At 66.3% G+C, this 23921-nt stretch carries 26 protein-coding genes, 1 tRNA gene and 1 pseudogene; 17 read left to right on the forward strand and 11 right to left on the reverse strand.

Translation table 11 applies throughout. The features are described 5' to 3' along the window. The first annotated feature begins 154 nt into the window (after positions 1-154). From ACH49N_RS09820 to ACH49N_RS09855, 8 genes are all read left to right on the forward strand, one after another. Positions 155-679 carry a TetR/AcrR family transcriptional regulator gene (locus ACH49N_RS09820; RefSeq protein WP_358272038.1) on the forward strand — a complete coding sequence of 175 codons (525 nt, stop codon included), beginning with the start codon at positions 155-157 and terminating at the stop codon, positions 677-679. Further along, positions 676-2166: an NAD(P)/FAD-dependent oxidoreductase gene (locus ACH49N_RS09825; protein ID WP_358271495.1), complete on the forward strand. Its 1491-nt coding sequence runs from the start codon at positions 676-678 to the stop codon at positions 2164-2166. Before ACH49N_RS09820 ends, ACH49N_RS09825 begins: the two co-directional genes overlap by 4 nt. Then, the gene (locus ACH49N_RS09830) at positions 2163-3875 is read left to right on the forward strand and encodes a GMC family oxidoreductase (protein WP_358271494.1); all 1713 of its coding nucleotides are present in this window, start codon (positions 2163-2165) and stop codon (positions 3873-3875) included. Before ACH49N_RS09825 ends, ACH49N_RS09830 begins: the two co-directional genes overlap by 4 nt. After that, complete coding sequence (locus ACH49N_RS09835; protein ID WP_358271493.1) at positions 3859-4551, forward strand: hypothetical protein; 693 nt, start codon at positions 3859-3861, stop codon at positions 4549-4551. Before ACH49N_RS09830 ends, ACH49N_RS09835 begins: the two co-directional genes overlap by 17 nt. Before the next feature lie 48 nt (positions 4552-4599). Beyond that, the gene (locus ACH49N_RS09840) at positions 4600-5040 is read left to right on the forward strand and encodes a Fur family transcriptional regulator (protein WP_159918961.1); all 441 of its coding nucleotides are present in this window, start codon (positions 4600-4602) and stop codon (positions 5038-5040) included. A gap of 49 nt (positions 5041-5089) precedes the next feature. Further along, on the forward strand, positions 5090-6559 hold the full coding sequence (locus ACH49N_RS09845) for a catalase (RefSeq protein WP_358271491.1): 1470 nt from the start codon (positions 5090-5092) through the stop codon (positions 6557-6559). A 63-nt stretch (positions 6560-6622) separates the two neighbouring features. Beyond that, positions 6623-7096, forward strand: coding sequence for a Dps family protein (locus ACH49N_RS09850; protein ID WP_159918963.1), 474 nt, complete (start codon positions 6623-6625; stop codon positions 7094-7096). 156 nt (positions 7097-7252) lie between these two features. After that, entirely contained in the window at positions 7253-8056 is an 804-nt protein-coding gene (locus tag ACH49N_RS09855) for a metal-dependent hydrolase (RefSeq protein ID WP_358271490.1), read from the forward strand. Positions 8057-8062: 6 nt separating this feature from the next. Here ACH49N_RS09855 and ACH49N_RS09860 read toward each other — a convergent pair whose 3' ends face one another. The 3 genes from ACH49N_RS09860 to ACH49N_RS09870 form a co-directional block, all read right to left on the reverse strand. Beyond that, positions 8063-9070: an iron-siderophore ABC transporter substrate-binding protein gene (locus ACH49N_RS09860; RefSeq protein WP_358271488.1), complete on the reverse strand. Its 1008-nt coding sequence runs from the start codon at positions 9068-9070 to the stop codon at positions 8063-8065. A 119-nt stretch (positions 9071-9189) separates the two neighbouring features. Beyond that, positions 9190-9263: transfer RNA gene (locus tag ACH49N_RS09865), tRNA-Pro, on the reverse strand. 54 nt (positions 9264-9317) lie between these two features. After that, positions 9318-10289, reverse strand: coding sequence for a metallophosphoesterase (locus ACH49N_RS09870; protein WP_358271487.1), 972 nt, complete (start codon positions 10287-10289; stop codon positions 9318-9320). A 112-nt stretch (positions 10290-10401) separates the two neighbouring features. Here ACH49N_RS09870 and ACH49N_RS09875 point away from each other — a divergent pair, with 112 nt between their 5' ends. Continuing rightward, positions 10402-10869 carry a GatB/YqeY domain-containing protein gene (locus tag ACH49N_RS09875; protein ID WP_159918966.1) on the forward strand — a complete coding sequence of 156 codons (468 nt, stop codon included), beginning with the start codon at positions 10402-10404 and terminating at the stop codon, positions 10867-10869. Positions 10870-10917: 48 nt separating this feature from the next. Here the strand turns inward: ACH49N_RS09875 and ACH49N_RS09880 are convergent, their stop codons facing one another. Then, entirely contained in the window at positions 10918-13263 is a 2346-nt protein-coding gene (locus tag ACH49N_RS09880) for a transglycosylase domain-containing protein (protein ID WP_358272036.1), read from the reverse strand. 258 nt (positions 13264-13521) lie between these two features. On the opposite strand from ACH49N_RS09880, the gene ACH49N_RS09885 reads away from it, so the two are divergent. Then, positions 13522-13845: a WhiB family transcriptional regulator gene (locus ACH49N_RS09885; protein WP_005248496.1), complete on the forward strand. Its 324-nt coding sequence runs from the start codon at positions 13522-13524 to the stop codon at positions 13843-13845. Between the two features lie 68 nt (positions 13846-13913). On the opposite strand, the gene ACH49N_RS09890 is transcribed toward ACH49N_RS09885, so the two are convergent. Together ACH49N_RS09890 and ACH49N_RS09895 are read right to left on the reverse strand one after the other, a co-directional pair. After that, the gene (locus ACH49N_RS09890) at positions 13914-15053 is read right to left on the reverse strand and encodes an ArsA family ATPase (RefSeq protein ID WP_358271486.1); all 1140 of its coding nucleotides are present in this window, start codon (positions 15051-15053) and stop codon (positions 13914-13916) included. After that, on the reverse strand, positions 15050-16066 hold the full coding sequence (locus ACH49N_RS09895; protein WP_358271484.1) for an ArsA-related P-loop ATPase: 1017 nt from the start codon (positions 16064-16066) through the stop codon (positions 15050-15052). The genes ACH49N_RS09890 and ACH49N_RS09895 overlap by 4 nt, the downstream gene beginning before the upstream one ends. A 54-nt stretch (positions 16067-16120) precedes the next feature. Here ACH49N_RS09895 and ACH49N_RS09900 point away from each other — a divergent pair, with 54 nt between their 5' ends. Genes ACH49N_RS09900 through ACH49N_RS09910 form a run of 3 tightly spaced genes read left to right on the forward strand, consistent with a single transcriptional unit; the run spans position 16121 to position 17562 of the window. Then, positions 16121-16285: a DUF4177 domain-containing protein gene (locus ACH49N_RS09900; protein WP_005248493.1), complete on the forward strand. Its 165-nt coding sequence runs from the start codon at positions 16121-16123 to the stop codon at positions 16283-16285. 4 nt (positions 16286-16289) lie between these two features. Next, positions 16290-16766, forward strand: coding sequence for a RidA family protein (locus tag ACH49N_RS09905; RefSeq protein WP_358271482.1), 477 nt, complete (start codon positions 16290-16292; stop codon positions 16764-16766). 4 nt (positions 16767-16770) lie between these two features. Beyond that, complete coding sequence (locus ACH49N_RS09910) at positions 16771-17562, forward strand: MBL fold metallo-hydrolase (protein ID WP_358271481.1); 792 nt, start codon at positions 16771-16773, stop codon at positions 17560-17562. A gap of 58 nt (positions 17563-17620) precedes the next feature. On the opposite strand, the gene ACH49N_RS09915 is transcribed toward ACH49N_RS09910, so the two are convergent. Together ACH49N_RS09915 and ACH49N_RS09920 are read right to left on the reverse strand one after the other, a co-directional pair. Then, positions 17621-18295, reverse strand: a complete 675-nt coding sequence (locus tag ACH49N_RS09915) for a Crp/Fnr family transcriptional regulator (RefSeq protein WP_005256089.1) — start codon at positions 18293-18295, stop codon at positions 17621-17623. 209 nt (positions 18296-18504) lie between these two features. After that, the gene (locus tag ACH49N_RS09920) at positions 18505-18777 is read right to left on the reverse strand and encodes a hypothetical protein (protein WP_109334827.1); all 273 of its coding nucleotides are present in this window, start codon (positions 18775-18777) and stop codon (positions 18505-18507) included. An 81-nt stretch (positions 18778-18858) separates the two neighbouring features. Here ACH49N_RS09920 and nth point away from each other — a divergent pair, with 81 nt between their 5' ends. From nth to ACH49N_RS09940, 4 genes are read left to right on the forward strand one after another with little or no spacing between them, the layout of a single operon-like run. Beyond that, positions 18859-19644, forward strand: coding sequence for an endonuclease III (gene nth, locus ACH49N_RS09925; protein ID WP_358271479.1), 786 nt, complete (start codon positions 18859-18861; stop codon positions 19642-19644). A gap of 12 nt (positions 19645-19656) precedes the next feature. Then, positions 19657-20313 (forward strand): TlpA disulfide reductase family protein, encoded by a 657-nt coding sequence (locus ACH49N_RS09930; protein ID WP_358271477.1) that lies wholly within the window; start codon positions 19657-19659, stop codon positions 20311-20313. Next, the gene (locus ACH49N_RS09935) at positions 20310-21071 is read left to right on the forward strand and encodes a CoA pyrophosphatase (protein ID WP_159918974.1); all 762 of its coding nucleotides are present in this window, start codon (positions 20310-20312) and stop codon (positions 21069-21071) included. The genes ACH49N_RS09930 and ACH49N_RS09935 overlap by 4 nt, the downstream gene beginning before the upstream one ends. Continuing rightward, positions 21068-22258, forward strand: a complete 1191-nt coding sequence (locus ACH49N_RS09940) for a MarP family serine protease (protein ID WP_159918975.1) — start codon at positions 21068-21070, stop codon at positions 22256-22258. Before ACH49N_RS09935 ends, ACH49N_RS09940 begins: the two co-directional genes overlap by 4 nt. A gap of 7 nt (positions 22259-22265) precedes the next feature. Here the strand turns inward: ACH49N_RS09940 and ACH49N_RS09945 are convergent, their stop codons facing one another. From ACH49N_RS09945 to nhaA, 3 genes and pseudogenes are all read right to left on the reverse strand, one after another. Continuing rightward, positions 22266-23204, reverse strand: coding sequence for an alpha/beta hydrolase (locus ACH49N_RS09945; RefSeq protein WP_358271475.1), 939 nt, complete (start codon positions 23202-23204; stop codon positions 22266-22268). A 9-nt stretch (positions 23205-23213) separates the two neighbouring features. Further along, complete coding sequence (locus tag ACH49N_RS09950) at positions 23214-23738, reverse strand: phage holin family protein (RefSeq protein ID WP_109326364.1); 525 nt, start codon at positions 23736-23738, stop codon at positions 23214-23216. Continuing rightward, positions 23735-23917, reverse strand: a pseudogene (nhaA, locus tag ACH49N_RS09955) (Na(+)/H(+) antiporter NhaA); the annotation flags it as partial. The pseudogene nhaA and the gene ACH49N_RS09950, both read right to left, overlap by 4 nt. Positions 23918-23921: the final 4 nt, after the last annotated feature.

A 23921-nucleotide genomic window follows, 5' to 3' on the forward strand; every position in this document is an offset into this window, starting at 1 on the left:
TGTTGACAAGCACTCACAGGCGCTTGCGCAATTTAAAAGCAGTCTGGACTGTTTTGATTTTTCGGCCTACAGTGCAGATGTGACCAGTGCAGATGTGACCTCCGACATAGCAGTCGCCAAACCGACCCGCACCCAGGCCGAGCGCACCGCCGCGATGCGCACACGATTGCTCGAGGCTGCGGTCGACTCGCTGGTCGAGCTCGGCTACGCGGGCACCACCACCCAGGGCATCGCCCGCCGGGCGGGTGTGTCGCGGGGAGCCCAGCTGCACCATTTCCCCACCAAGGAGTCGCTGGTGGTGGCGGCAGTGGAGTACCTCGTCGACAAGCGGATGGCGGAAATTCTCGCCGCCGAGGTGGACACCGACCGTGGCATCGACGTGCTGGCCGACGCCTTCTCCGGCCCGTTGTTCTATGCGGCACTCGAGTTGTGGGTGGCCGCCCGCACCGACCCCGCGTTGTTCGAGGCGATGGTTCCGCTGGAGCGGAAGGTCACCGAGGCCCTGCGACACGGGTCTGCGGAGGTGTTCGGCGATCGGTACGACGCCGACACCATCGAGCTCGGTATCGAATTGGTTCGCGGTCTCGCGGTGTCGGCATTGTTCCGGACACCCGAGGCTGATCGCTCACTACGCGCGCGGCTGCTGCCGGCGTGGGAATCGAAGGTGAAGAAGTCGTGAGACTTCCGCAACATGTACACACGCTGGTCGTGGGAGCCGGTTTCGCAGGAATGGGTCTCGCGGCGCGGATCCTGCGGTCCCGTCCGGAGGCCGACGTCCTGATCATCGAGCGCGGCCACGATGTCGGTGGGACCTGGCGCGACAACACCTACCCGGGGTGTGCGTGCGATGTCCCGACGTCGCTGTACTCGTTCTCCTTCGCGCCCAGCGCCGACTGGAGTCACACCTTCGCCCGGCAACCGGAGATCTACCGGTATCTGAAGAAGGTCGCGGCCGACACCGGCATTCTGTCCCGGGTCGTGACCGACTGCGCCCTGGAGCAGGCAGACTGGGACGACGACAAGGCGGTGTGGCATGTGCGCACGAGCCGTGGCTCGTTGACCGCCGATGTGGTGGTGGCGGCCACCGGTGCCCTGTCGACCCCGAGCATCCCGGCTATGCCGGGACTCGACACGTTCCGCGGTACCACGTTTCACTCCGCGACGTGGAATCACGATCACGACCTCACCGGTGAGCGGGTGGCCGTCATCGGCACGGGTGCCTCGGCGGTGCAGTTCGTTCCGGAAATCGCGCCCCGCGCGAAGCATGTGACGGTCTTTCAACGCACGCCGGCGTGGGTCATCCCGCGGCTCGACCGAGTGCTCTCCGATCCCGAAAAGCGTCTGTATCGGCGAATGCCTCTGGTGCAGAAGGCTGTCCGTGGTTCTGTCTACAGTTTCCGGGAAGCGCTCGGCGGAGTCCTGGCCCATGCCACCGGACTGCTGCCGTTGTTCGAAATGGTGGCCAAGGCACATCTGCGTCGGCAGGTGCGCGACCCGGAACTGCGACGGAAGCTCACCCCCGATTTCACTATCGGCTGCAAGCGGATGCTGTTGTCGAACGACTGGTTGCGGACGCTCGACCGGCCGGACGTCACGCTCGTCGACGCAGGCCTGGCGGGTATCACCGAGGACGGTGTGGTCGACGCGGTCGGCAACGAACACAAGGTCGACACCATCATCTTCGCCACCGGTTTCACTCCTACGGAACCTCCTGTCGCGCATGTGCTCCGGGGCACCGACGGGCACACGCTGGCCGAGTATTGGAAGGGCAGTCCGCACGCCTACAAGGGGACCACGGTCGCCGGATTCCCCAACCTCTTCCTGATGTACGGACCCAACACCAACCTCGGGCACAGCTCCATCGTGTACATGCTCGAATCGCAGTCTGCGTACATCACCGACGCGCTCGATGCCATGCGCGGCAACGACATCGCGGCATTCGAGGTCACAGAGGAGGCGCAGCGACGGTACAACACGCGGATTCAATCGGGCTTGCAGAGCACGGTCTGGAACAAGGGCGGTTGTTCGAGCTGGTACTACGATGCGGAGGGCCGTAACTCGGTGCAGTGGCCGACGTTCACCTTCCGATTCCGCTCGCAGCTGCAGCACTTCGACCGGGAGAATTACGTGGCGCGCCGGAAGTCGGAGAAGGAGGCCGTCGCGTGACGCACTACGACGTGGTGGTGGTCGGCTCGGGTTTCGGCGGCAGTGTGGCTGCGCTGCGGCTCACCGAGAAGGGCTACAAGGTCGGAGTGCTGGAGGCGGGACGGCGTTTCGCCGACGACGAAATGCCGGAGACCAGCTGGAGATTGCGACGCTATCTGTGGGCTCCGTGGATGGGTTGCTATGGCATGCAACGTATCCATCTACTTCCCGATGTGCTCGTGATGGCGGGTGCCGGTGTCGGCGGTGGATCGCTCAATTACGCCAACACCTTGTATCAGCCGCCCCGGCGCTTCTTCGAGGACAAGCAGTGGGCGCACATCACCGACTGGCAGTCGGAGTTGGCGCCGTACTACGAGCAGGCCAAGAGGATGCTGGGCGTGCGGACCAACCCGCTGTTCACCCCGGCCGACGCGATCATGCGCGAGGTGGCGGAAGAGATGGGGGTCGGTGAGACGTTCACATCCACGCCGGTCGGTGTCTTCTTCGGCGAGCCCGGAGTCGCTGTCGCGGACCCGTACTTCGGTGGCAAGGGGCCTGATCGGGCCGGCTGCACCGAGTGCGGTGGCTGCATGACCGGGTGCCGCGTGGGCGCCAAGAACACGCTGGTCAAGAACTACCTGTACCTGGCGGAACAGGCCGGTGCGCAGATCCATCCGCTCACCACGGTGAAGGAACTGCGTCCACGTCAGGGCGGCGGATACGAGGTGCGTACTCGTCGAACGAACGGTATCCGTAAGCGGGAGAGCACCTTCACCGCCGACCAGGTGGTCGTGGCTGCCGGCACGTACGGAACGGCCCGGCTGCTACTCGCGATGAAGGAGGCCGGAACCTTGGCGCGGTTGTCGCCGCGGCTCGGAACGGTCGTCCGGACCAATTCGGAGGCCGTACTCGCGGCCACCGCGAAGAACCGGAGCACCGACTTCACGCGCGGCATCGCCATCACGTCCTCGTTCCATCCCGACGACCACACCCACATCGAACCTGTCCGATACGGCAAGGGCAGCAATGCGATCGGGCTGCTGCAGACGGTCCTCAGTGATGGCGGCGGCCGGACACCTCGACTGCTGAAGACCGTCGGTGTCGCACTGCGCCGACCCGACGCCTTCCTGCGCAGTCTGTCGGTGCGGCACTGGTCCGAGCGGACGGTCATTGCGCTGGTGATGCAGACCGACGACAATTCGTTGGAACTCACCAAGGGGCGGGGACGCTTCGGGCGTGCGGTCACCAGTCGGCCCGGTCCCGGCGCTCCGCCGCCGGAGTGGATACCTCAGGGGCACACGGCCATCCGCAAGGTCGCCGACAAGATCGACGGAGACCCCGGTGGCTCGCTGGGCGACGTGGTGAACATCCCGATGACCGCCCATTTCCTGGGTGGCTGCGCGATCGGCGACTCGCCGGACACCGGAGTCGTCGACCCGTACCTGCGGGCCTACGGGCACGACGGACTCCACGTGGCGGACGGATCCGTGCTGAGCGCGAACCTCGGCGTCAATCCGTCGCTCACCATCACGGCGCAAGCGGAGCGGGCATTCGCATTGTGGCCGAACAAGGGAGAGCTGGATCCCAGACCTGATCCGGACGAGCCATACGTACGTATCGACCCGACGCCGCCGCGCTTCCCGGTGGTACCGGCCGACGCGCCGGGAGCCCTGCGACTTCCCCTCACTGTGACGACCCGAAAGGAGGCCGTCGATGTGGAGCGTGCCTGAATCGACCACCGACCGCACCGAATGGCCCGAGAGCGCGCCGCCGCCGTGGCCTGCCGAGGTGCGTGCAACGCTGTGGTGGCATCGCGCGACCGCCGCCGCCCGTGAACTCGGACCCGAGGGTGCGGTGCTGCCGGTAACCCTCGCCATGATGGTCGACTACCTCGACTCGCCCGTCGGGCCGTATCGCGAGATCCTGGCCAGCCCGGTGCTGCGGGCGCCCGGGCGTCGCAGCGGTCCCTTGCCGCGCATGGCCGTGCCGTTCATCGCGGTCGACTCGGAACCGTCCGTCCACGGCGGACGCGTGCACTGGAGCCTGCCCAAGGTCCTGGCCGCGTTCGACGGTGACGTCCACGGTGTGTTCGAGGCGTCATCCGCGTCATCCGCGTCGTCCGGGCCGTCCGCGTCGTCATCGGAAGGCCAGTGGCGTGTGTCGACCACGGCGCACCCGCGCGGTCCGCGGCTGCCGATCGCGGGCGCCTTGGGGTTCGCCCAGCCCGCAGAGTCGGGTGGAAGCCTGGTGACGGCGTCGGCCCGGCTGCGCGGGCACTTCCGGTATGCCCGTGTGAGCGTTCGGGCAGAGGGTCCCACTCTGGCCGACTGGCTGGTGGCCGGAACTCATCATGGTGTCGTGATCACGGACGGCCGTATGACCACCGGGCCTGCAGAGCTGCGCTGAGCGATCGCTTTTCTTGACTAATTCCAAAAAAGGGCCATACTGGAACACATGCGACACGACCACGATCCCCGAGCGCAATTGCGTGACGTGGGCCTCCGTGTCACTGCACCCCGGGTGGCGGTGTTGAATGCGGTTGCCGCGCAGCCGCATTCCGACGTCGACGACATCGCTGCCGTGGTGCGCGACCAGCTGGGTTCGGTGTCCACGCAAGCCGTGTACGACGTGCTGAAAGCGTGTACGGCCGCCGGTCTCCTTCGCCGTATCGAACCCGCGGGGTCACCCGCACGGTTCGAGACACGAACCGGAGACAATCACCACCACCTCGTGTGTCGATCGTGCGGCACCGTTGCAGACGTCGATTGCGCCGTCGGTGAGGCGCCGTGTCTGGAGCCGTCGCAGTCGCACGGTTTCCAGATCGACGAGGCCGAAGTCGTCTTCTGGGGTCTGTGCGAACAGTGCCGGCCCGGGCCAACGGCATCCCAGTCCTGACCCGTCTTCATCTACCACCCTCACAATGAAGCACTCTGGAGGCTTTGCCATGCCTGAAACACAGCGCGCTACCACCACCAACGCCGGAATTCCTGTCGTCAGCGACAACGAATCGCTCACCGCGGGACCGCAGGGCCCCATCCTTCTGCACGACCACTACCTCGTCGAAAAGCTCGCCCAGTTCAACCGCGAGCGTATCCCGGAGCGGGTGGTCCATGCCAAGGGCGGCGGTGCCTTCGGTGAGCTGGTCGTCACGCACGACGTGAGCCGGTACACGAAGGCCAAGCTTTTCCAGCCGGGAGCGAAGACCGAGTCGCTCGTGCGCTTCTCCACGGTGGCGGGCGAGCAGGGCAGTCCCGACACGTGGCGTGACCCCCGCGGATTCGCGGTGAAGTTCTACACCGAGGACGGCAACTACGACCTCGTCGGCAACAACACGCCGGTCTTCTTCATCAAGGACCCCATCAAGTTCCCCGACTTCATCCACTCGCAGAAGCGCCTGCCGGGTTCCGGCCTGCGCGACCACAACATGCAGTGGGACTTCTGGACCCTGCGGCCCGAGTCGGCACACCAGGTCACCTGGCTGATGGGTGATCGCGGGATTCCGAAGACGTGGCGTCACATGGACGGATTCGGCTCCCACACCTATCAGTGGGTGAACGCCGAGGGTGAGCGGTTCTGGGTGAAGTACCACTTCAAGACCGACCAGGGCATCGAATTCCTCACCCAAGCGGAGGCCGACGAGCTGGCCGGCACGTCGCCCGACCACCACCGCGCCGACCTGTACGACTCGATCACCCGCGGCGAGTTCCCCAGCTGGACGCTGAAAGTGCAGGTCATGCCGGTCGCCGAGGCGGAGGGTTACCGATTCAACCCGTTCGATCTCACCAAGGTGTGGTCCCAGAAGGACTACCCGCTGATCGAGGTCGGCAAGTGGACTCTGAACCGCAACCCCGACAACTTCTTCGCGCAGATCGAGCAGGCCTCGTTCGAGCCGTCGAATGTGGTTCCGGGGATCGGCTTCTCGCCCGACAAGATGCTGCTCGGGCGTGTCTTCTCCTACGCCGACGCACACAGGTACCGGATCGGCGCGAACTACGCCCAATTGCCGGTCAACGCACCGAAGAACCAGGTCAACTCCTACTCGCAGGACGGGGCGATGCGGTACGCGACCAACTCGCCGGAAACGCCGGTGTACGCGCCCAACTCGTACGGCGGTCCCCACGCGGACGCGTCCCTCGCCGGGGACGAGGGCCTGTGGGCCTTCGACGGAGAGTCGGTGCGCGCCGGCTACATCCAGCACTCCGAGGACGGCGACTTCACCCAGGCCGGCACGCTCGTACGTGAGGTTCTCGGCGACGACGAACGCGAGCGCTTGGTGAACAACATCGTCGGGCACGCGCTCGATGGCGTCAGCGAGCCGGTTCTGCTGCGCGTCTTCGAGTACTGGAAGAATGTCGACGCCGACCTCGGCAAGCGCGTGGAAATCGGTGTCCGCGAAGGACAGAACAAGGCCTGAGGCGCACCACCGGCGTCGGTGTCGATGCGCCCGCAACGAACACGACCACTGAGGAAATACATCATGACTAATCCCATTACCAGCACGTTGGATCCCGCTCAGCAGAAGACCGCCGGCGACGCACTACAGGCCACCGTCGTGGATCTGATCGACCTCACCCTCATCGCCAAACAGGCGCACTGGAATGTGATCGGCCAGAACTTCCGATCGGTGCATCTCGCGCTCGACGAGCTCGTGAGCGCGGCCCGCGACTTCACCGACGAGGCGGCGGAACGCGCGACCGCGATCGGCGTCAGTCCCGACGGCCGCGCAGCCACGGTCGCACGGGATTCCGGGGCCAAGGGCATCGGCGAAGGGTGGACCAAGGATGCGGAGATCACCGCGTCGATCGTCGGTAACCTCGCCGCCCTGATCGACCGACTCCGTGAGCGTATCGCGGCCACCGAAACGGCCGACCCGGTGACGCAGGACCTGCTGATCTCCATCACCGCGCGGCTCGAGCAGTTGCATTGGATGTGGCAGGCGCAGGGCGTCTGAGCAGTTCGGGTCCGGATGTACTTCGTCGCCGCCGACGGTGCCGGAGTACGTCCGGCGTGTGACTGGAGTGTCGGATGGTGTTGCTAGGTTGAGCGGTGTCAGGACACCGGCTCGGATGACCGTGTCCCGGGTCGGGTTCGAAAGGTGCGTTCTTCCATGGTGATGGGTCCCACCCACGCAATGTCCGGTGCTGCCGTCGGTTTGGCGACGGCAGATCTGCTCCCGCTGGAATGGGGTGGGCCTACCTCGACGGCCGAGACGTTCACGTTCGCGGCCGTATGCGCAGGCGCGGCGTTGCTACCCGACCTCGATACCAGCCAGTCGACCGTTTCGCGGTCCTTCGGCCCCGTGAGCAGCATCGTCGCCAAGGGCGTCGACGCGGTGTCGCTCGGCTTCTACACGGTGACCAAGGGCAAACGAGACGGTAAGCGCCGCGGCGGGCACCGCACGCTCACGCACACAGCATTGTTCGCCGCCGGGCTCGGAGCAGGCGTGTCGGCGCTCGTAGTGCAGTTCGGCAAGCCGGCCATCATCGCCACGCTGTTTCTCTGTCTGGGGCTGGCACTCCGCGGCCTCGCCGGGGAGTTCGCCAAAGAAAAAGGCTGGCTCGCCGTTTCGGCCGTGGCCGCGGTGCTGTCGGCGCTCACCTGGCAGTCGTATCCCACGGAGGCCGGTTCCACCGGGCTCGGAGTCGCGGTGGCCCTCGGCTGCGCCACCCACTGCCTCGGCGATGCCATCACGAAGGAAGGCGTGCCCTTCCTCGCCCCGTTCCTGCCGCTGGGCAGAGAGCGGTGGTGGGAGTTCCGGCTGCCGTCCTTCCTTTCCATCCGGGCGGGCGGGCCCTTCGAGAAACTCGTTCTCGGGCCCGCCCTCACCATCGCCGTCGGGCTGATGATGATCTGGGCAGTCGACGGTGCACCGGAGGCGATCTACGACGCGTTCATGCCCGTAACCCAGTAGGACGCGTCAGGCGGCGAGCATCTTCTCGAGGTCGTCGAGTACCAGCATGGCACCGGTGGGACCGAGGGCCAGGAACCAAGTTTCGTCGCTGACGTGCACGGCGTGGCCGTCCTTGACCGCCTGAAACTGGTTCCACAGCGGTCCACCGACCACAGCGGACTCGTCGGTCGTCTCGGGTGCGCCATAGCTGGAGTAGAAGATTCGGTCACCATCGGCCTGCGAGATGGTCTCCTGGCTGACCTCGACCGCGAGTTCGTCGACGTCCTGCACCTGCGGGCGGGGCAGCCCCACATCCTCGAGAATGACGCCGATGAATGACAGGTTGCCGTACAGCCGGATCTTGCCGGACATGAAGCGTACCAACGAGATCGTGGGCTCGCCGGTGATCGCGTCCCGGACCTCCCCGGCCCGGGTCTGATATGCGTTGAGTACCTCTTCGGCCTTCGCTTCCTCACCGAGCGCGTCGGCGGCCAGGAGGAAGTTCTCCTTCCACGGGAAGCCGGGACGGATGCTGAACACGGTCGGTGCAATCGAGGAGAGCTGCGGATAGAGCTTGTCGGCACGCAGCTTGCTGCCGAGGATCAGATCGGGCTGCAATGCGGTGATCGCCTCGATGTTCAGGTTGTTGGTCGTTCCCACATCGGGCACACCCGCCAGCTTGTCGGCAAGATACGACGGCTGACCCGCAGCGCTCTCCGGACTCGCCAATCCCACGGGGGTGATTCCCAGCGACAGGACGTCGTCGAGTTCGCCGCCGTCGAGGACGACGACCCGTTCCGGCTTCTTCTCGATGACCGTCTCGCCCAGTGCGTGTATGACAGTGCGCGGGAATGCGCCGGGTTCGGCATCACTACCCAGTTTGGCGGTCTCCTCGTCGGCGGTGGCGAACAGCCGTCCGCCCGTGGCGACGTCGGTGTTGCCGGAACTGGACCCGGTGTCGGTGGTGCCGCAGGCGGCGAGAAAGACGGTGGCCAGGGCGACGAGCCCGGCCTTCAGGGGAGACCTCGTAGACATGAGGGCAGGCTAGCCTACCGACCCGGCGGCGGGTGTCCGGGAGTCGTGGGCACCGGGTCCGGAGAAGAGAAAGACCCCCTCCGCCTGAGCGGAAGGGGTCTTACATCAATCCCACACTGTCGGGGTGGCGGGATTTGAACCCACGACCTCTTCGTCCCGAACGAAGCGCGCTACCAAGCTGCGCCACACCCCGTGTCGAACCTCGGCTAGCTTACAGCACAGAGTCAGCCGCGATTAAATCCGCAGTTCAGCGGCGTATAACCGAGCTTTCCGACGGCTGCGTCCAACCTTCGCCCGCACCGCTGTCCGAGCCGCCACGCTTGGCTGGTACCAACGTCAGCAGCGTCGCCTCGGGGCGGCAGCAGAAGCGTGCCGGAGCCCACGGCGACGTGCCGATTCCAGCGGACACGTGCAATCGGGTGTGGGCACCCCACTTCGACGGACCCTTGACCCGAGAACGGTCGATCTGGCAATTGGTGACCAGTGCCCCGTAGAACGGCAGGCACAGCTGACCGCCGTGGGTGTGGCCCGCCAGCACCAGGTCGTACCCGTCGTCCGCGAACCGGTCGAGCACCCGCGGTTCGGGGGAGTGGGTGAGGCCCAGACGTAGATCCGCTAACGGATTCGGCGGCCCGGCGATGGTGTCGTAACGGTCGCGTTGCAAGTGGGGATCGTCCACCCCGGCCGACGCGATCCGGACCCCCGACACCTCGAGGTCGCGGCGCACATGTGTGACGTCGAACCAGCCCCGCTCGGTGAAGGCAGCGCGGAGATCACCCCACGGCAAGGGGTCACCCAGGACGCGCTTGTGCTCCCTGCTGAAGTACTTCAGCGGGTTCTTCGGCTTGGGCGCGAAGTAGTCGTTGCTGCCGAACACGAACAGGCCCGGGCGCGCGAGCAGATTCCCCAGCGCCTGGACCACTGCGGGGACGGCCCGCTGATGGGACAGATTGTCGCCGGTGTTCACCACCAGGTCGGGTTCGAGGTTGTCCAGCTCACGCAGCCAGTTCTGCTTCAGGCGCTGTCCGGGCATCATGTGCAGGTCGCTGATGTGCAGCACCCGCAGCGTGGACGACCCGGGCGCCAGCACCGGCATCGTGACCTCACGGAGCGCAAACGCATTGCGTTCGATGAGGGAGGCGTAGCCGACACCGAGGGCGGCGGCGCCCGCTGTACCCAGCGCGGCACGGGTCAGGGTGGTGCGGAACTCGTTGGACACCCTTTCAGGATACGGGTGCGCGCGATCGAGGTGCAGGGTACAAATTGATGCTCCGCATTCCCGTGCGTGGGACGCGGCATTCCCGTGCGTGCGAGCGCGTAGCGTTTCGGCCATGCCAGATTCACTGAAAGCAAGACTGCGCTCCGACATGACGGCCGCCATGAAGGCGAAGGACTCGCTGCGCACCGCTACTATTCGCATGCTCATGGCCGCCGTGCAGACCGAGGAGGTCTCCGGCAAGGAAGCCCGTGAACTCACCGACGACGAGGTGCTGAAGGTCCTTGCGAAGGAGTCGAAGAAGCGCGGAGAGTCCGCCGAGATCTACACCGAGAACGGCCGCGGGGAACTGGCGGCGCAGGAACGCGCCGAAGCCCAGATCATCGACGAATATCTGCCGACCCCGCTCAACGATGCGGAACTCGTGGACGTCGTGGACACGGCCATCGCTCAGGTGGCGGAGGAGATCGGGGAGCGCCCCGGCATGCGCCAGATGGGTCAGGTCATGAAGGCGGCCACCGCACTCGCCGGCGGCAAGGCCGATGGCTCGAGGTTGTCCCACGCCGTCAAGTCCCGCCTCTGAACCGACGTGCGTGGGAAGTGTGTGTGCGCACTTCCCACGCACGCATGGTCAGCGCGGTATGGGCGGCAGCTGGATCGGCGGCAGACCGGGCAATTGGATGGGCGGTAGGGGGATGCCCTGACCGGGTACCTGCTGCGGCGCCGCCCGCACCGATCCGTCGCTGACGTAGATCGTGATGGTCGAACCGGGGATGGCCGATCCGGAGGGCGAGGCGCCCGTCACCGTTCCCTTGGCCGCCGGAGCCTGCGTGGTCACGGCGTTGACGGTGAAGCCTGCTGCCTGCAGCCGCGAGGTGGCGGCCGACTGGCTGAGTCCGACGACATCCGGAACCTGGCCGTTCTGGGATCCCCGCACATATTTCTGGTCGATCGGCGGCAGGGTCGTCGGGCCGAAGTTGTTGACGATCGGGTTGATCGCCGCGTACCACGTGCGGGCCGGTTCGTTACCACCGAAGAGGTTGCCGTCACCGCAGGGACGCAGCGGACTCGAGCAGATCTCGCCCGGCGTGGGCGAGTCGCCGAACACGTACACGGCTGCCGCGAGGTTGTTGGTGAATCCGAGGAAGCCCGAGGACATGTGCGACTCGGTGGTGCCGGTCTTACCGGCCATGGGGAGCGTCCAGCCGACGCTGCCCGCCGCGGCCGCTGAGGTGCCACCAGGCTTGTCGTCCTTGCTCATCGCGTTGGTAAGGGTATCGGCCAGTCCTGGCTCGACAACTTGCTCACAGGCCTGCTGGGTCACCGAAACGGGCTTGCCTTCGCGGTCGAACACCGAGTCGATCGGGGTGGGCGGGCACCACTTGCCGTGCGAGGCCAGCGTGGCGGCGACATTCGACAGTTCGAGGGGGTTGATCCAGGTGGGCCCGAGGGTGAACGACCCCAGATTCTGATCCTTCTGGAAATCGGCCATGCTGCGCTCGTCGAAGCCGGAAGTGCCGGGCTGGGCGTAGGAGCGCAGCCCCAGACGCACCGCCATGTCGACGGTCGGGGCAACGCCGGTGGCCTGGATCAACTTCACGAACGCCGTGTTCGGCGACTGCGCCAGCGCATCGGTCACCGACAGTGCCGCCGGATACCGGCCCGCATTCTCGACGCAGTAGGTGGCCGCAGGGCATCCTCGCGCGCCACCGCTACCCATGCCGCGGGCCTCGAATCGACCGGGAACGTCCAGGACGGCGCTGGTGCCGAGGCCCTTCTCCATGGCGGCGGCCGTCGTGAAGATCTTGAAAATCGATCCGGCGCCGTGACCGGCCAGTGAGTACGGCTGCGCCTGGACGGTCTCACTGGCGTTGGCGTCGAGCCCGTAGGTGCGGCTACTGCCCATCGCCAGGATTCGATGCGAGTCCTGTCCGGGCTGGACGACGTTCATGACATTGGCGATGCCGTCGAGGTCCGGCCTGGCATTCGCGGTGAGCGCCGCCTTGGTCGACGCCTGCACGGCCGGGTCGAGCGTGGTCTTGATCAGGTAGCCGCCTTTGTCGATCTGCTCGCGACTGATTCCGGCGTTGGCCAGATACTGCAGGGCGTAATCGCAGAAGAAGCCGCGATCACCCGCGGCGATGCACCCCCGCGGCAACCGGTTGGGCTCGGGCAGCACCCCGAGCGGGGTCTCCTTGAGGGCCCGGAACTCCGAGGCGCGGTCGGGGATGTTGGCGATCATCGTGTCGAGGACGACGTTGCGGCGCTCGAGCACGCCCTCCGGATTGGTGTACGGGTTGAGCGCCGAGCTCGACTGCACCATGCCCGCGAGCATCGCGGCTTGGCCGGCGTTCAGTTCGGACGCGTCGATGCCGAAGTACGTCTGCGCGGCGTCCTGAATGCCGAACGAGGCGTTGCCGAAGGGGACCAGGTTGAGATACCGGGTGAGGATCTCGTCCTTGGTGAGCTCTTTGTCGAGCGTGAGCGCCATCCGGATCTCCCGGATCTTGCGCGCCGGAGTGGTCTCGATCGCCGCGCGGCGTTCGGCGTCGGTCTTCGCGACGACGAGCAGCTGGTAGTTCTTCACATACTGCTGGTCGAGCGTGGACGCGCCCTGCTGCACCTCACCACTGGTCGTGTTGGTGAGGAACGCGCGCATGGTGCCCTGCCAGTCGACGCCCTTGTGCTCGGGGAACCGGCGGTCCTCGACCGAGACGATTGCGAGTTTCATCTCGTTGGAGATCTTCTCGCTCGGGACTTCGAACCGTCGCTGCTCGTACAGCCAGGCGATGGGGTTGCCCGCGGAGTCGACCATCGTCGAGACGGCCGGCACGGTGCCCTCGACCAATTCGGCGGAGACGTTGTCGACGGTGTCAGCCGCTCGGTTGGACATGAAACCGAAGCCGCCGGCGAGCGGGAACATCACGCCGGCGAGCAGTACACCTGCCAGGGCGGAGGATCCGGCGAGCTTCCCCACTGTTTTTGCAATCGACACGATCTACAGACTACGTGGGCTCCGCGGGTGCCCTGGTTGGGCGCGGATTTCGGCGAAGAAACTGCCCTGAGCACGGGGTATGGACGGGCGTACCAAAAAAGCGTCTTCCCCGTCTTGCGCGTTGCGGTTTCTTTACTTAAGTTGTTGGAACAGTGTGATGGAGGTAACACTCTATTGCGAATGTGGTGCAGCTCTTCCGTGATAAGTGCTGGGCTGCGCAGACTCGAAAAGGGGAAACGAATGCACATGACCACCCCAACCAGCCGTCTGGACGTCGAGCAAGCAGAAGCCCGAATCGCCTGGGTTACGCAGGCCCGTTGCCGGGAAGTCGATCCCGATCAACTTTTTGTACGTGGCGCAGCGCAGCGCAAGGCTGCGACGATTTGCCGGCATTGCCCGGTGTTGATGCAGTGTGGAGCCGACGCTCTCGACAATCGGGTCGAGTTCGGGGTGTGGGGCGGCATGACGGAACGTCAGCGTCGGGCGTTGCTCAAGCAGCATCCCGAGGTCGAGTCGTGGTCCGACTTCTTCGAAGCGCAGCGGCAGCACCAGTCCGCCGTCTGACCTCCCACTCCGGGTGGGCTGACGGAAGAGTTTCGCTAGGTGGGTGAGCCGTTTCTCCGGCGGAGCTATCAGCTCCTGCGGGTGAGCTGATCACCCACCGCTCTCAGCGCCTCGAGATCCGACACCTCGAACGGCAATGAGGGAACGCCGACGATCGGCACCCGAGGGTGGGCGGCCGTGAACCGGCTCAGCAGTTGTACCTCTCGCTTCGCTATCACTGCTCGGTGGGCGTGAATCCGCAGGACAGCGGAGGTGAGGGGATCCTGTTCCCCCAGTTGATCGGCGGCTGTGGCCGCGTGATCGGCGGGCAGGGAACTGAGGGTGGGATGCGTCCGATTCAAGACCAAGCCCGCGAGCGGCATGCCGTCGCCCGCGAGCCGGTCCACGAAGAACGCCGCCTCCCGCAGGGCATCCGGCTCGGCCGCTGCGATCACCAGAAAACTGGTGCCGGGCTGTCGGAGCAACTCGTAAGTACGCGTTGCCCTTTCGCGGAAGCCGCCGAACATGGAGTCGAGTGATTGCACGAAACTCGATGCGTCGGACAGCATCTGGCTACCGACGATAGTGGACACACCGCGTAGCGCCAGGCCCATCGCTCCCGTCACCAGCCGGGTGAGGCCGCGTCCGGGTGCGGTCAGCAACCGGATCATGCGACCGTCGAGGAAGGCGCCGAGACGCTGTGGGGCGTCGAGGAAGTCCAGCGCGTTGCGGGACGGCGGGGTGTCGACCACCACGAGGTCCCACTCCTTGCTGGACGCGAGCTGGCCCAGCTTCTCCATCGCCATGTACTCCTGCGTTCCCGAGAACGAGGTGGCGACGGTCTGATAGAAGGGATTGGCGAGAATCTGCTGCGCCTTCTCCGGCGTGGAATGCTCGATCACCATCTCGTCGAACGTGCGGCGCATGTTGAGCATCATCGCGTGGAGTTCACCCGTGGCACCGGGTCCGAGCTGCACCGGCTGCGGCGAGTTGTCGAGCTCTTGAACCCCGAGAGCCTGGGCGAGCCTGCGGGCCGGATCGATGGTCAGCACGACCACCTTCCTTCCGCGTTCCGCCGCCCGCAGCGCCAGCGACGCAGCCGTCGTGGTCTTGCCGACCCCACCGGCTCCGCAGCACACCACGATCCGGGTGGCCGGGCTCTCGAGAATGCCGGCCATGTCGAGGGCGGGAGCGGTTCGACGCCGCTCGTGTTCCATCGTCTGGGTCATCGGACACCCTGTTCCGTCAGAAATTCCGCGAGTTCGTACAACCCGCCCAGGTCCACACCGTCGGCGAGGGAGGGAAGGTGCAGCCGCGCCCCGTCCACTTCGCTGAGCTGTCCGGCACTCTCCTGCTGGGCTTCGAGTACCGAGGCGTGCTCGATGGTCTCGGTCAGCAGTCCGGCAAAGTCCTCGTCGGTCACCGTGATTCCGCTCTTCTCCAGCCCCGTACGAACGGCGTCTGCGTCGATGCGTCCCTTCGCGACCTCCGCCAAGGTCTCGTCCGGAAGGAACTGCGGGCTCGTCCGGTTCACGATGATGGTTCCCAAGCGGAGATCGGCCCGGGCGAGTTCTTCAGCCGCGTCCGCCGTCTCCTGCACAGGCAGTGCCTCGAGCAGCGCGACCAGATGCACCACGGTGTCGTCCGAATGAAGCAGCCGCACCACGCCTTCGCTCTGCGAGCGAACCGGGCCGCCCTTCGCGAGGTCAGCCATTGCCTTGGTGACGTCGAGGAAATTGCTGATGCGACCCGTCGGGGGAGCGTCGACGACCACGGCGTCGTAGACCCGCCGTCCGGACTTGTCGGTGCGCACGACGCATTCCTTGATCTTGCCCGTCAGCAGCACGTCGCGAAGTCCGGGCGCGATGGTGGTGGCGAATTCGATGGCACCGAATCTGCGCATCGCCCTGCCCGCGAAGCCGAGGTTGTAGAACATCTCGAGATACTCGAGGAAGGCGGTCTCGATGTCGATGGCCAGCGCCATCACCTCGCCGCCCCCTTCGGCCGCCGCGACCTTCGTCTCCTGCGGCGGCAGTGGAGGCACGTCGAAGAGCTGGGCGATGCCCTGCCTGCCCTCGACTTCGACCAACAGCACACGACGTCCGCCCTCCGCCAGTGCGAGGGCCAACGCGGCGGCGACCGTGGACTTTCCGGTGCCACCTTTTCCGGACACGAAGTGCAGCCGCGCTCGCGCCGCCTTCTCTGGCCATGTCGGGGTGAACTGCTCTGGGGATGCAACCACGCGTCGAGCCTATAAGTCTGGGAGCCGGGATGTGCGGGGGATAGGCTCACCGGCATGAGTGAATTGACTTCCTGGGAGTACGCCACCGTTCCGCTGCTCACACACGCCACCAAGCAGATCCTCGACCAGTGGGGAACCGACGGCTGGGAACTGGTCACGGTTCTCCCCGGGCCCACCGGTGAGCAGCACGTTGCGTACCTGAAGCGTCCGAAGGGCTGAGAGCGTGACGGAAACACAGAACTGGTCGGCCCGCCTGACCGAGCTGGGCGTGACGCTGCCGCCCGTCGTGCCACCGGTCGCCGCCTACGTCCCGGCCCTGCGCACCGGCAACTACGTGTACACCTCGGGACAGCTGCCGATCGTCGACGGCAGGCTCACCACCAAGGGCAAGGTCGGCGCCGACGTGTCGGACGACGACGCCAAAGCGGGAGCGCGCACGTGTGCACTCAATGCGCTGGCGGCAATCGACGCGCTGGTGGGCATCGACTCCGTGGTGCGCATCATCAAGGTCGTCGGCTTCGTCGCGTCCGCCGAGGGATTCACCGGTCAGCCCGGCGTCGTGAACGGCGCATCCGAGTTCTTCGGTGAGATCTTCGGTGAGGCCGGCGCGCACGCCCGGTCCGCTGTCGGTGTCGCGGAACTGCCCCTCGGTGCGCCCGTCGAGGTGGAAGTCATCGCCGAAGTGCGGACGGAAGCGTAAAGCGATGACGCTTGCCCATCCCGCCTACGGGCAGGTCCGTGCAGTCACCCCGATCGTCTCGGTCGTGCTCGAGAACAATCCCGGCATGATGACGCTCGACGGCACGAACACCTGGATCCTGCGAGCACCGGGTCGGGACGAGTGCGTGGTGGTGGATCCGGGCGATCAGGACGAAGAGCACCTCGCCCGGGTCGCCGCCCTCGGTCCCGTCGCCGTGACGTTGATCACCCATCGTCACGTCGATCACACCGGCGGGGTGCAGCGTTTCTTCGAACTGACCGGAGCCCCGGTGCGTTCGGTCGACCCCGAGTTCCTCCGCGGAGGCGGGGAGCCGCTCGTCGACGGCGAGATCATCGACGTCGCCGGGCTCACCATCAGGGTTGTCGCGACACCGGGTCATACCCGTGACTCGGTGTCCTTCACGGTCGAAGGCGAAGGCACGGTCCTCACTGGGGACACGATCCTCGGGCGCGGCACCACAGTCCTCGACGACTCGGACGGCGACCTCGGCGACTATCTGTCTTCGCTGCGTCGTCTACTCGACCTCGGGCCCGGTCACCGCGTCATGCCCGGCCACGGACCCGAGTTGCCCGACTTGCACACCGTCGCCCGGCAGTACCTCGATCATCGTGAGGAGCGTCTCGCTCAGGTTCAGGCAGCGATCGCGGACCTGGGCGAGGAAGCCACGGCCAGGGAGGTGGTCGAGCACGTGTACTCGGACGTCGATCCGCAGCTGTGGCCGGCGGCCGAGAAGTCGGTCAACGTGCAGCTCGCCTACTTGCGGGCGCCCAACTGAGAAACGCTTCGGCCACCCCCGATCGCAGGGGTGGCCGAAGCGTTGTCGAGCGTGAAAGCTACCGGGCGCGACGCGCCAGACGCTCGGAGTCGGAGATCAGCACGCTCTTGCCTTCGAGACGCAGCCAGCCGCGGTGTGCGAAGTCCGCGAGCGCCTTGTTGACCGTCTCGCGGGAGGCGCCGACGAGCTGGGCGATCTCCTCCTGCGTGAGGTCGTGCGTGACGCGCAGCGAACCGGCTTCCTGCGTGCCGAACCGCTGAGCGAGCTGTAGCAGGGCCTTGGCGACACGGCCGGGAACGTCCGTGAAGATCAGGTCGGCAAGGTTGTTGTTGGTGCGCCGCAGACGGCGCGCGAGCACCCGGAGGAGCTGTTCGGCGATCTCGGGACGATGGTCGATCCACGCCTTGAGTGCTTCGCGATCCATGCTCACGGCGCGAACCTCGGTCACCGTCGTCGCGGTGGACGTACGCGGGCCGGGGTCGAAGATGGACAGTTCGCCGAACATGTCCGACGGCCCCATGATCGTGAGCAGGTTCTCGCGGCCGTCCGGTGAGCGGCGGCCGATCTTCACCTTGCCCGAGACGATGATGTACAGGCGGTCACCGGGCTCACCTTCGTTGAAGATGACATGTCCGCGGGGGAAGTCGACAGGCTGCAGCTGCTTCGTCAGCGCCGCTACTGCTGAGGGCTCGACTCCTTGGAAGATGCCGGCTCTTGCCAGGACGTCGTCCACGTGCGCTCCTTGGGAATATTCGTTCGTCTGTAGTCATATTGTGCGCGATTTGCTGCACGGCGACGGCGCCCCGGTCATCGGCGGCGTGTCGCTGTGCAACAGGTACGGCTCTGAAGTCTACGTTGAGACGGCTCGGTCTGAGTGACCGATACCACGCAAGTCGGAAAAGTTGACCGTACGTATGTGCTCCGAAACACATTCTCCGGTGGTCAGCTGGCGCGACGTGAGCCGACTTCCGTCACCGCAGCGTCGTCGCTGTCGAACCGCGAGTGCCCTCTGCGCCGCCGGTGGAAGCGGGCAAGGGCATGCGGGAATCCCTCATGTGCCAGGGTGGCCACTTCGTCGTGACTTGCCTGGTCGAGAAACTCTTCCACCTCTTGCTGCCGAACGGTGAGCCGGCGGAGCCGGAACTCCACACGTTCCATGGCCAGCGCAAACAGCATCAGCAGCACTGGGAAGAGGACCACAGCGAGACCTTGCATACCGGGTAGTAAACACTGCGAATGTCTCAGATGCGACACAGCGGCGATTCGGATTGCGGCCATGTCCGTAGAGTTGGACCCGTGCATGTGACCCCCAGTGACGGCTCCAGTCCGCGTGGACGCGCCCGTTCCCGGGCCGCGAATCAGGAGGAATCCCGGCTCGGCCTCGTGCGACGCGCCCGGAGGATGAACCGCCGCCTCGCGGAGGCTTTCCCGCACGTCTATTGCGAGCTCGACTTCACCACTCCACTGGAACTCGCGGTCGCGACCATCCTCTCCGCGCAGTGCACCGATGTGCGGGTCAACATGACGACGCCGGCGTTGTTCGCCCGCTACCCGGACGCGAAGGCGTATGCGGAAGCCGACCGCACGGAACTCGAGGAGTACATCCGGTCCACCGGTTTCTACCGCAACAAGGCGACGTCGCTGATCGGCCTCGGGCAGGCTCTGCTCGAGCATCACGACGGAGAGGTTCCGAACACCCTGAAGGAACTGGTGAAGCTTCCCGGTATCGGCCGCAAGACCGCCAACGTGATTCTGGGCAACGCCTTCGATGTCCCGGGCATCACCGTCGACACTCACTTCGGTCGGCTGGTCCGGCGCTGGCAATGGACCGACGAGGAGGATCCCGTCAAGGTCGAGCACGCGGTCGGGGCAATCATCGAACGCAAGGAATGGACTCTGCTGTCCCACCGGGTGATTTTCCACGGTCGGCGCGTCTGCCATGCCCGCAAGCCGGCATGTGGCGTGTGTGTACTGGCCAAGGACTGTCCGTCGTACGGTCTGGGCCCGGTCGACCCCGACGTCGCTGCCGAGCTGGTGCGCGGACCGGAGACCGAGCATCTGCTTCGTCTGGCCGGCCGGTGAGGATCGATACGAGTGTCTAGTGCAGCGCGGTGGAGTGTGGCCGCCCTCGTCGTTGTTGCAGCTCTCGTCGTCGCGATCTGGCCGCGCGGGAACGATGCGCAGGCGCCGTCGTACGAGGACCGTTTCGGTCCGGGCGGAAGTACGCCGATGTCCGTTGGCGCCGATCCGGGCGCCCTCTCCGCGCTGCGTTCGGATGCGGCGCTCGAGCCCTGTCCCGCACCCTCCTCGGCGCCCGCTGCCGACTCGGTATTGGCCGGCATCACGCTCGAATGCGTGGGTGACGGCAGCGGGGTCGATCTCGCATCCGCTCTCGCCGGCCGGCCTGCGCTATTGAACCTGTGGGCGTACTGGTGTGGTCCCTGCGCGGAGGAGCTGCCCTACATGCAGCAGTTTTCCGATCGGGCCGGTGACGCCGTTACCGTCCTTACCGTGCACACCGATCCCCAGCAGGCCAGCGCATTGTCGCGGCTCGTCGACTACTCCGTCACCTTGCCCGGTGTGCAGGACGCTGACGGGCGGGTCGCCGCTGCGGTGGGGGCGCCCGCGGTCCTGCCTGTGTCCGTGCTGATCCGGCCCGACGGCAGCGTGGCGAAAATCCTGCCGCAGCCATTCCGCAGTGTCGAGGAGATCGCCGTCGCCGTCGAGCAGAACCTGGGGGTTGCGGCATGACCGCGTCCGTCGACGGCGCAGCCGTTCCGACCTGGTTGCGTGAGGTCGTGCGGCGCACACCGGCCGACCCGCATCGCATCAATCCGGTCCTGAATCGGCGTGCCCCCAGCGGGGCAGCCACGCGCGAGGCTGCGGTACTCGTGTTGTTCGGCGGTCCTGCCGAGGCAGACCCCCTGATGTCCGGGGGACTGCCCGCGGGCGCCGACGTCCTGCTCACCCAGCGCGCGGCCACCATGCGTCAGCACAGTGGGCAAGTCGCGTTTCCGGGCGGTGCCAGCGATCCCGGCGACGACGGTCCCATCGCGACAGCTCTGCGCGAGGCGCAGGAGGAGACGGGGCTGGATCCGGCCGGGGTGCAGCCGCTCGCCGTTCTGGAACAGATTTTCGTCCCGCCGTCCGGCTTCGAGGTCACCCCGGTTCTTGCGTACTGGGAGAAGCCGAGCGCAGTGGGAGTCGTCGATCCGGCGGAGGCGGCGCGGGTGGCACGGGTTCCGCTGCACACCCTGATCGACCCGCGGAACCGGTTCCAGGTGCGCCACCCCGCCGGTTACCAGGGTCCGGCATTTTCGGCCGACGGCATGCTGGTGTGGGGATTCACGGCGGGCATCCTTGCGGCGTTGTTCGCGATCTCGGGCTGGGAACAGGAGTGGGACCGCCGGGACATCCGGGACCTCGACACCGTCCTGGCCGAAATGGAGAACGACATCGACGACGACCATCTGCCTCACAAGCACGGACATCGGGTGGGTGAGCGATGACGGGGTCGCGCTGGATCGATCTGGCGATCGTGTTGATCGCGCTCATAGCGGCCAGCTCCGGTTGGAGGCAGGGTGCGGTGGCGTCGGTACTCGCCTTCGTCGGTGTGCTGCTCGGTGCGGTCGCAGGCATCCTCATCGCCCCGCACGTGCTGGTGCACGTCGACGAGGGACGCGGCCGGGTGCTCGTCGGCATTGCGTTGATCGTGGTGCTGGTGATCATCGGGGAAGTGGCGGGCATGGTCCTGGGCCGAGCCGCCCGCGGCAGTATGCACAGTCCGGCGGCGCGCTCCGTCGACAGCGTCATCGGTGCCTGTGTGCAGGCGGTCGCGGTATTCGTGGCGGCGTGGCTGTTGGCCATCCCGCTGACGTCCTCGTCTCAACCGCAACTCGCAGCCGCGGTGCGCGGCTCGAGCGTGCTCGAGACCGTCGACAACCTTGCACCGGCGTGGATGCGCCAACTCCCCACCGAGTTCTCCGCGCTACTCGACACCTCCGGCCTTCCGGACGTCATCGGTCCGTTCGGACGCACCCCGATCACCACGGTCGATCCGCCCGACGCCGGTGTTCTCGAGAGCCCGGTGGCGTCCTCCCTGCAGTCCAGCGTGCTCCGTATCCGGGGTGTGGCGCCCAGTTGTCAGCGTGCGCTCGAGGGATCCGGCTTCGTGGTCGCGCCGGAACGGGTGATGACCAACGCGCACGTCGTGGCGGGCACGGCGGGAATCGTCGTGGACACCGCAGACGGACCTCTGGACGCCGAGGTGGTGCTGTTCGACCCGTCGACTGACGTGGCCGTTCTCGAGGTACCGGGTCTCGACGCTCCCGTGCTGAACTTCGCGCCGGAGCCGGGACGAACAGGTGACAGTGCGCTGGTTCTCGGATACCCGGGCGGCGGGTCCTACACGGCCAGTGCCGCGCGGATACGCGAGATCCTCGACCTCAGCGGTCCTGACATCTACCGGGCCGGAACGGTTCAGCGCGAGGTGTACACGGTGCGCGGGTCCATCCGGCAGGGCAACTCGGGTGGACCGCTCGTCGACGGTGAGGGCATGGTGCTCGGGGTGGTCTTCGGCGCCGCGGTAGACAACAGTGACACCGGCTTCGTTCTCACCGCCGCCGAGGTGTCGCGCCAGCTGGAGACGGCGTCCGGCGCGACCGCCGCAGTGGACACCGGAAGCTGCATCCTCTGAGCGAGCCCTACACGCGGCGCGTCGAGACCAGCCCCTGCAGGGCGGAGTTCACTCGCTCGGGCGCTTCCCAGTGCGCGTAGTGCCCGACACCGGGAATCGTGTCGAGCTGCTGTGTGGGGGCGAAGCGACGGCTGCGCCGCACGGTGTCGGCGAGCACGTAGGGGTCGAGGTCACCGTGGAGGTGGAGTACGGGTATCCGCAGCGTTTGATCCATCGAGGCCATGAACCGGCGGCCGTCCGGGCGGAACTGGCTACGGAACGCCCACCGCTGATATTCCAATGTGCAGTGCGCGGAGCCGGGAATCTGGATCGCCGATCGCATCCGGGACATCACGAGGTCGAATTCCGGAGACTTCGGCCACGCCGGCCCCGACCGTTCGACGATCACACGCTCGACTTCGGCCCCACCGTCACGCGTGAGCCGCCGTTCGGGCCGCCACGGCAACTGGTAGGACACGAACGGGGGCAGAACGGCCTTGCGTTGGTGACGGTCGCGAAGAACCGCCTGCTTCAGGGCGATCGGGTGTGGGGAGCTGATCAGTGCGATCGACCGCACCAGACGCGCGTGGAGCACCGCGGTAGCCCAGCAGACCAAGCCGCCGTCGGCGTGCCCCACCAGCGTGGCCTCGCTGTAGCCCATCGCCCGGATCAGGCCCGCGATGTCACCGGCCAGGGTCCAGCCGTCATAGCCGCGGGGAGGTTTGTCGGAGTCGCCGTAACCGCGGAGGTCGACGGCCACGGCGCGGACACCCTCGTCGGACAAGGCGATCAGCTGATGTCGCCACGACCACCAGAAGTCCGCGAATCCGTGCAGCAGGACGACGAGCGGCGCATCCGGGGCGGATGCGCCGACCTCGACGGTGTGGAAACGGATTCCGTTGGCATGGATGTCACGGTGAATCCACGGGCCGTCGAAACGGACGGTTGACGGATCGGGTGGCGCCACCGGACGGAACTATCGTGCGTGTCGTCCGCTGGGAGACGCGAGGTGGGCCTCCGCATCGGAGTACGACGTCGGGAGCACGGATCTGGCCTGCTTGAGGGAATCGATCGTCTTTTCCGGTGCACGTAGTTTGCGGACCCGCAGATAGCCGAGCAGACCCAGAATCGCCGTGACGACGACCATGATCAGGAAGACGATGAGGAAGGCCAGCCAGCGTGCAATCCAGACGTCGAGGAGTTCGGCGAGGAAAAAGAAGAAGAAGAACGAGCTGAACAGCAGCACGGTGAACGCGAGAATGAAGAACAGACTGCCCTGCAGACCCTTCTTGACCTCGCCGGTCACCTCGGCCTTCGCGAGCTCCACCTCGGCGCGCACGAGCGTGGACACCTGCGCGGTTGCGTGCTTGACCAGCGTGCCGAGGGTCACCTCGCCGGACGGTGAAATGTCCGCGTCGGTGAGCGGGATCGACGACACCGTGTTCGGCACCCCGTCTCCCGTGTAACGCGGGCTGTCTCCCTTGCCGTGAGTGATGCTCACTTGTCGACCCCTCCAGGTAGCTCTTGCACGTCCGAGTCTTCGTTCTGGCCATGTGTGCCCGACACCGTCGTCACAGTAACTGCCGACGATGTCACGAGCAGCCCGACCTTCATCGCGTCGGCCGTGCTGCCGTCACCGATTCCCGCGTTTGCGAGATTCGCTACGAGAAGGCTAGCGGTCAGT

The organism is Rhodococcus sp. NPDC019647 (assembly GCF_044389235.1).
Taxonomy (GTDB): Bacteria; Actinomycetota; Actinomycetes; order Mycobacteriales; family Mycobacteriaceae; genus Rhodococcus_F; species Rhodococcus_F oxybenzonivorans.

What these genes read in the sequence shown, in the direction of transcription:
- ACH49N_RS09845 (WP_358271491.1), top strand. Translation starts at nt 5,090, where the DNA reads ATGCCTGAAACACAGCGCGCTACCACCACCAACGCCGGAATTCCTGTC.
- ACH49N_RS09855 (WP_358271490.1), top strand. Translation starts at nt 7,253, where the DNA reads ATGGTGATGGGTCCCACCCACGCAATGTCCGGTGCTGCCGTCGGTTTG.
- ACH49N_RS09840 (WP_159918961.1), top strand. Translation starts at nt 4,600, where the DNA reads ATGCGACACGACCACGATCCCCGAGCGCAATTGCGTGACGTGGGCCTC.
- ACH49N_RS09860 (WP_358271488.1), bottom strand. Translation starts at nt 9,070, where the DNA reads ATGTCTACGAGGTCTCCCCTGAAGGCCGGGCTCGTCGCCCTGGCCACC.
- ACH49N_RS09820 (WP_358272038.1), top strand. Translation starts at nt 155, where the DNA reads ATGCGCACACGATTGCTCGAGGCTGCGGTCGACTCGCTGGTCGAGCTC.
- ACH49N_RS09900 (WP_005248493.1), top strand. Translation starts at nt 16,121, where the DNA reads ATGAGTGAATTGACTTCCTGGGAGTACGCCACCGTTCCGCTGCTCACA.
- ACH49N_RS09920 (WP_109334827.1), bottom strand. Translation starts at nt 18,777, where the DNA reads ATGCAAGGTCTCGCTGTGGTCCTCTTCCCAGTGCTGCTGATGCTGTTT.
- ACH49N_RS09935 (WP_159918974.1), top strand. Translation starts at nt 20,310, where the DNA reads ATGACCGCGTCCGTCGACGGCGCAGCCGTTCCGACCTGGTTGCGTGAG.
- ACH49N_RS09835 (WP_358271493.1), top strand. Translation starts at nt 3,859, where the DNA reads ATGTGGAGCGTGCCTGAATCGACCACCGACCGCACCGAATGGCCCGAG.
- ACH49N_RS09910 (WP_358271481.1), top strand. Translation starts at nt 16,771, where the DNA reads ATGACGCTTGCCCATCCCGCCTACGGGCAGGTCCGTGCAGTCACCCCG.
- ACH49N_RS09885 (WP_005248496.1), top strand. Translation starts at nt 13,522, where the DNA reads ATGCACATGACCACCCCAACCAGCCGTCTGGACGTCGAGCAAGCAGAA.
- ACH49N_RS09890 (WP_358271486.1), bottom strand. Translation starts at nt 15,053, where the DNA reads ATGACCCAGACGATGGAACACGAGCGGCGTCGAACCGCTCCCGCCCTC.
- ACH49N_RS09875 (WP_159918966.1), top strand. Translation starts at nt 10,402, where the DNA reads ATGCCAGATTCACTGAAAGCAAGACTGCGCTCCGACATGACGGCCGCC.
- ACH49N_RS09850 (WP_159918963.1), top strand. Translation starts at nt 6,623, where the DNA reads ATGACTAATCCCATTACCAGCACGTTGGATCCCGCTCAGCAGAAGACC.
- ACH49N_RS09940 (WP_159918975.1), top strand. Translation starts at nt 21,068, where the DNA reads ATGACGGGGTCGCGCTGGATCGATCTGGCGATCGTGTTGATCGCGCTC.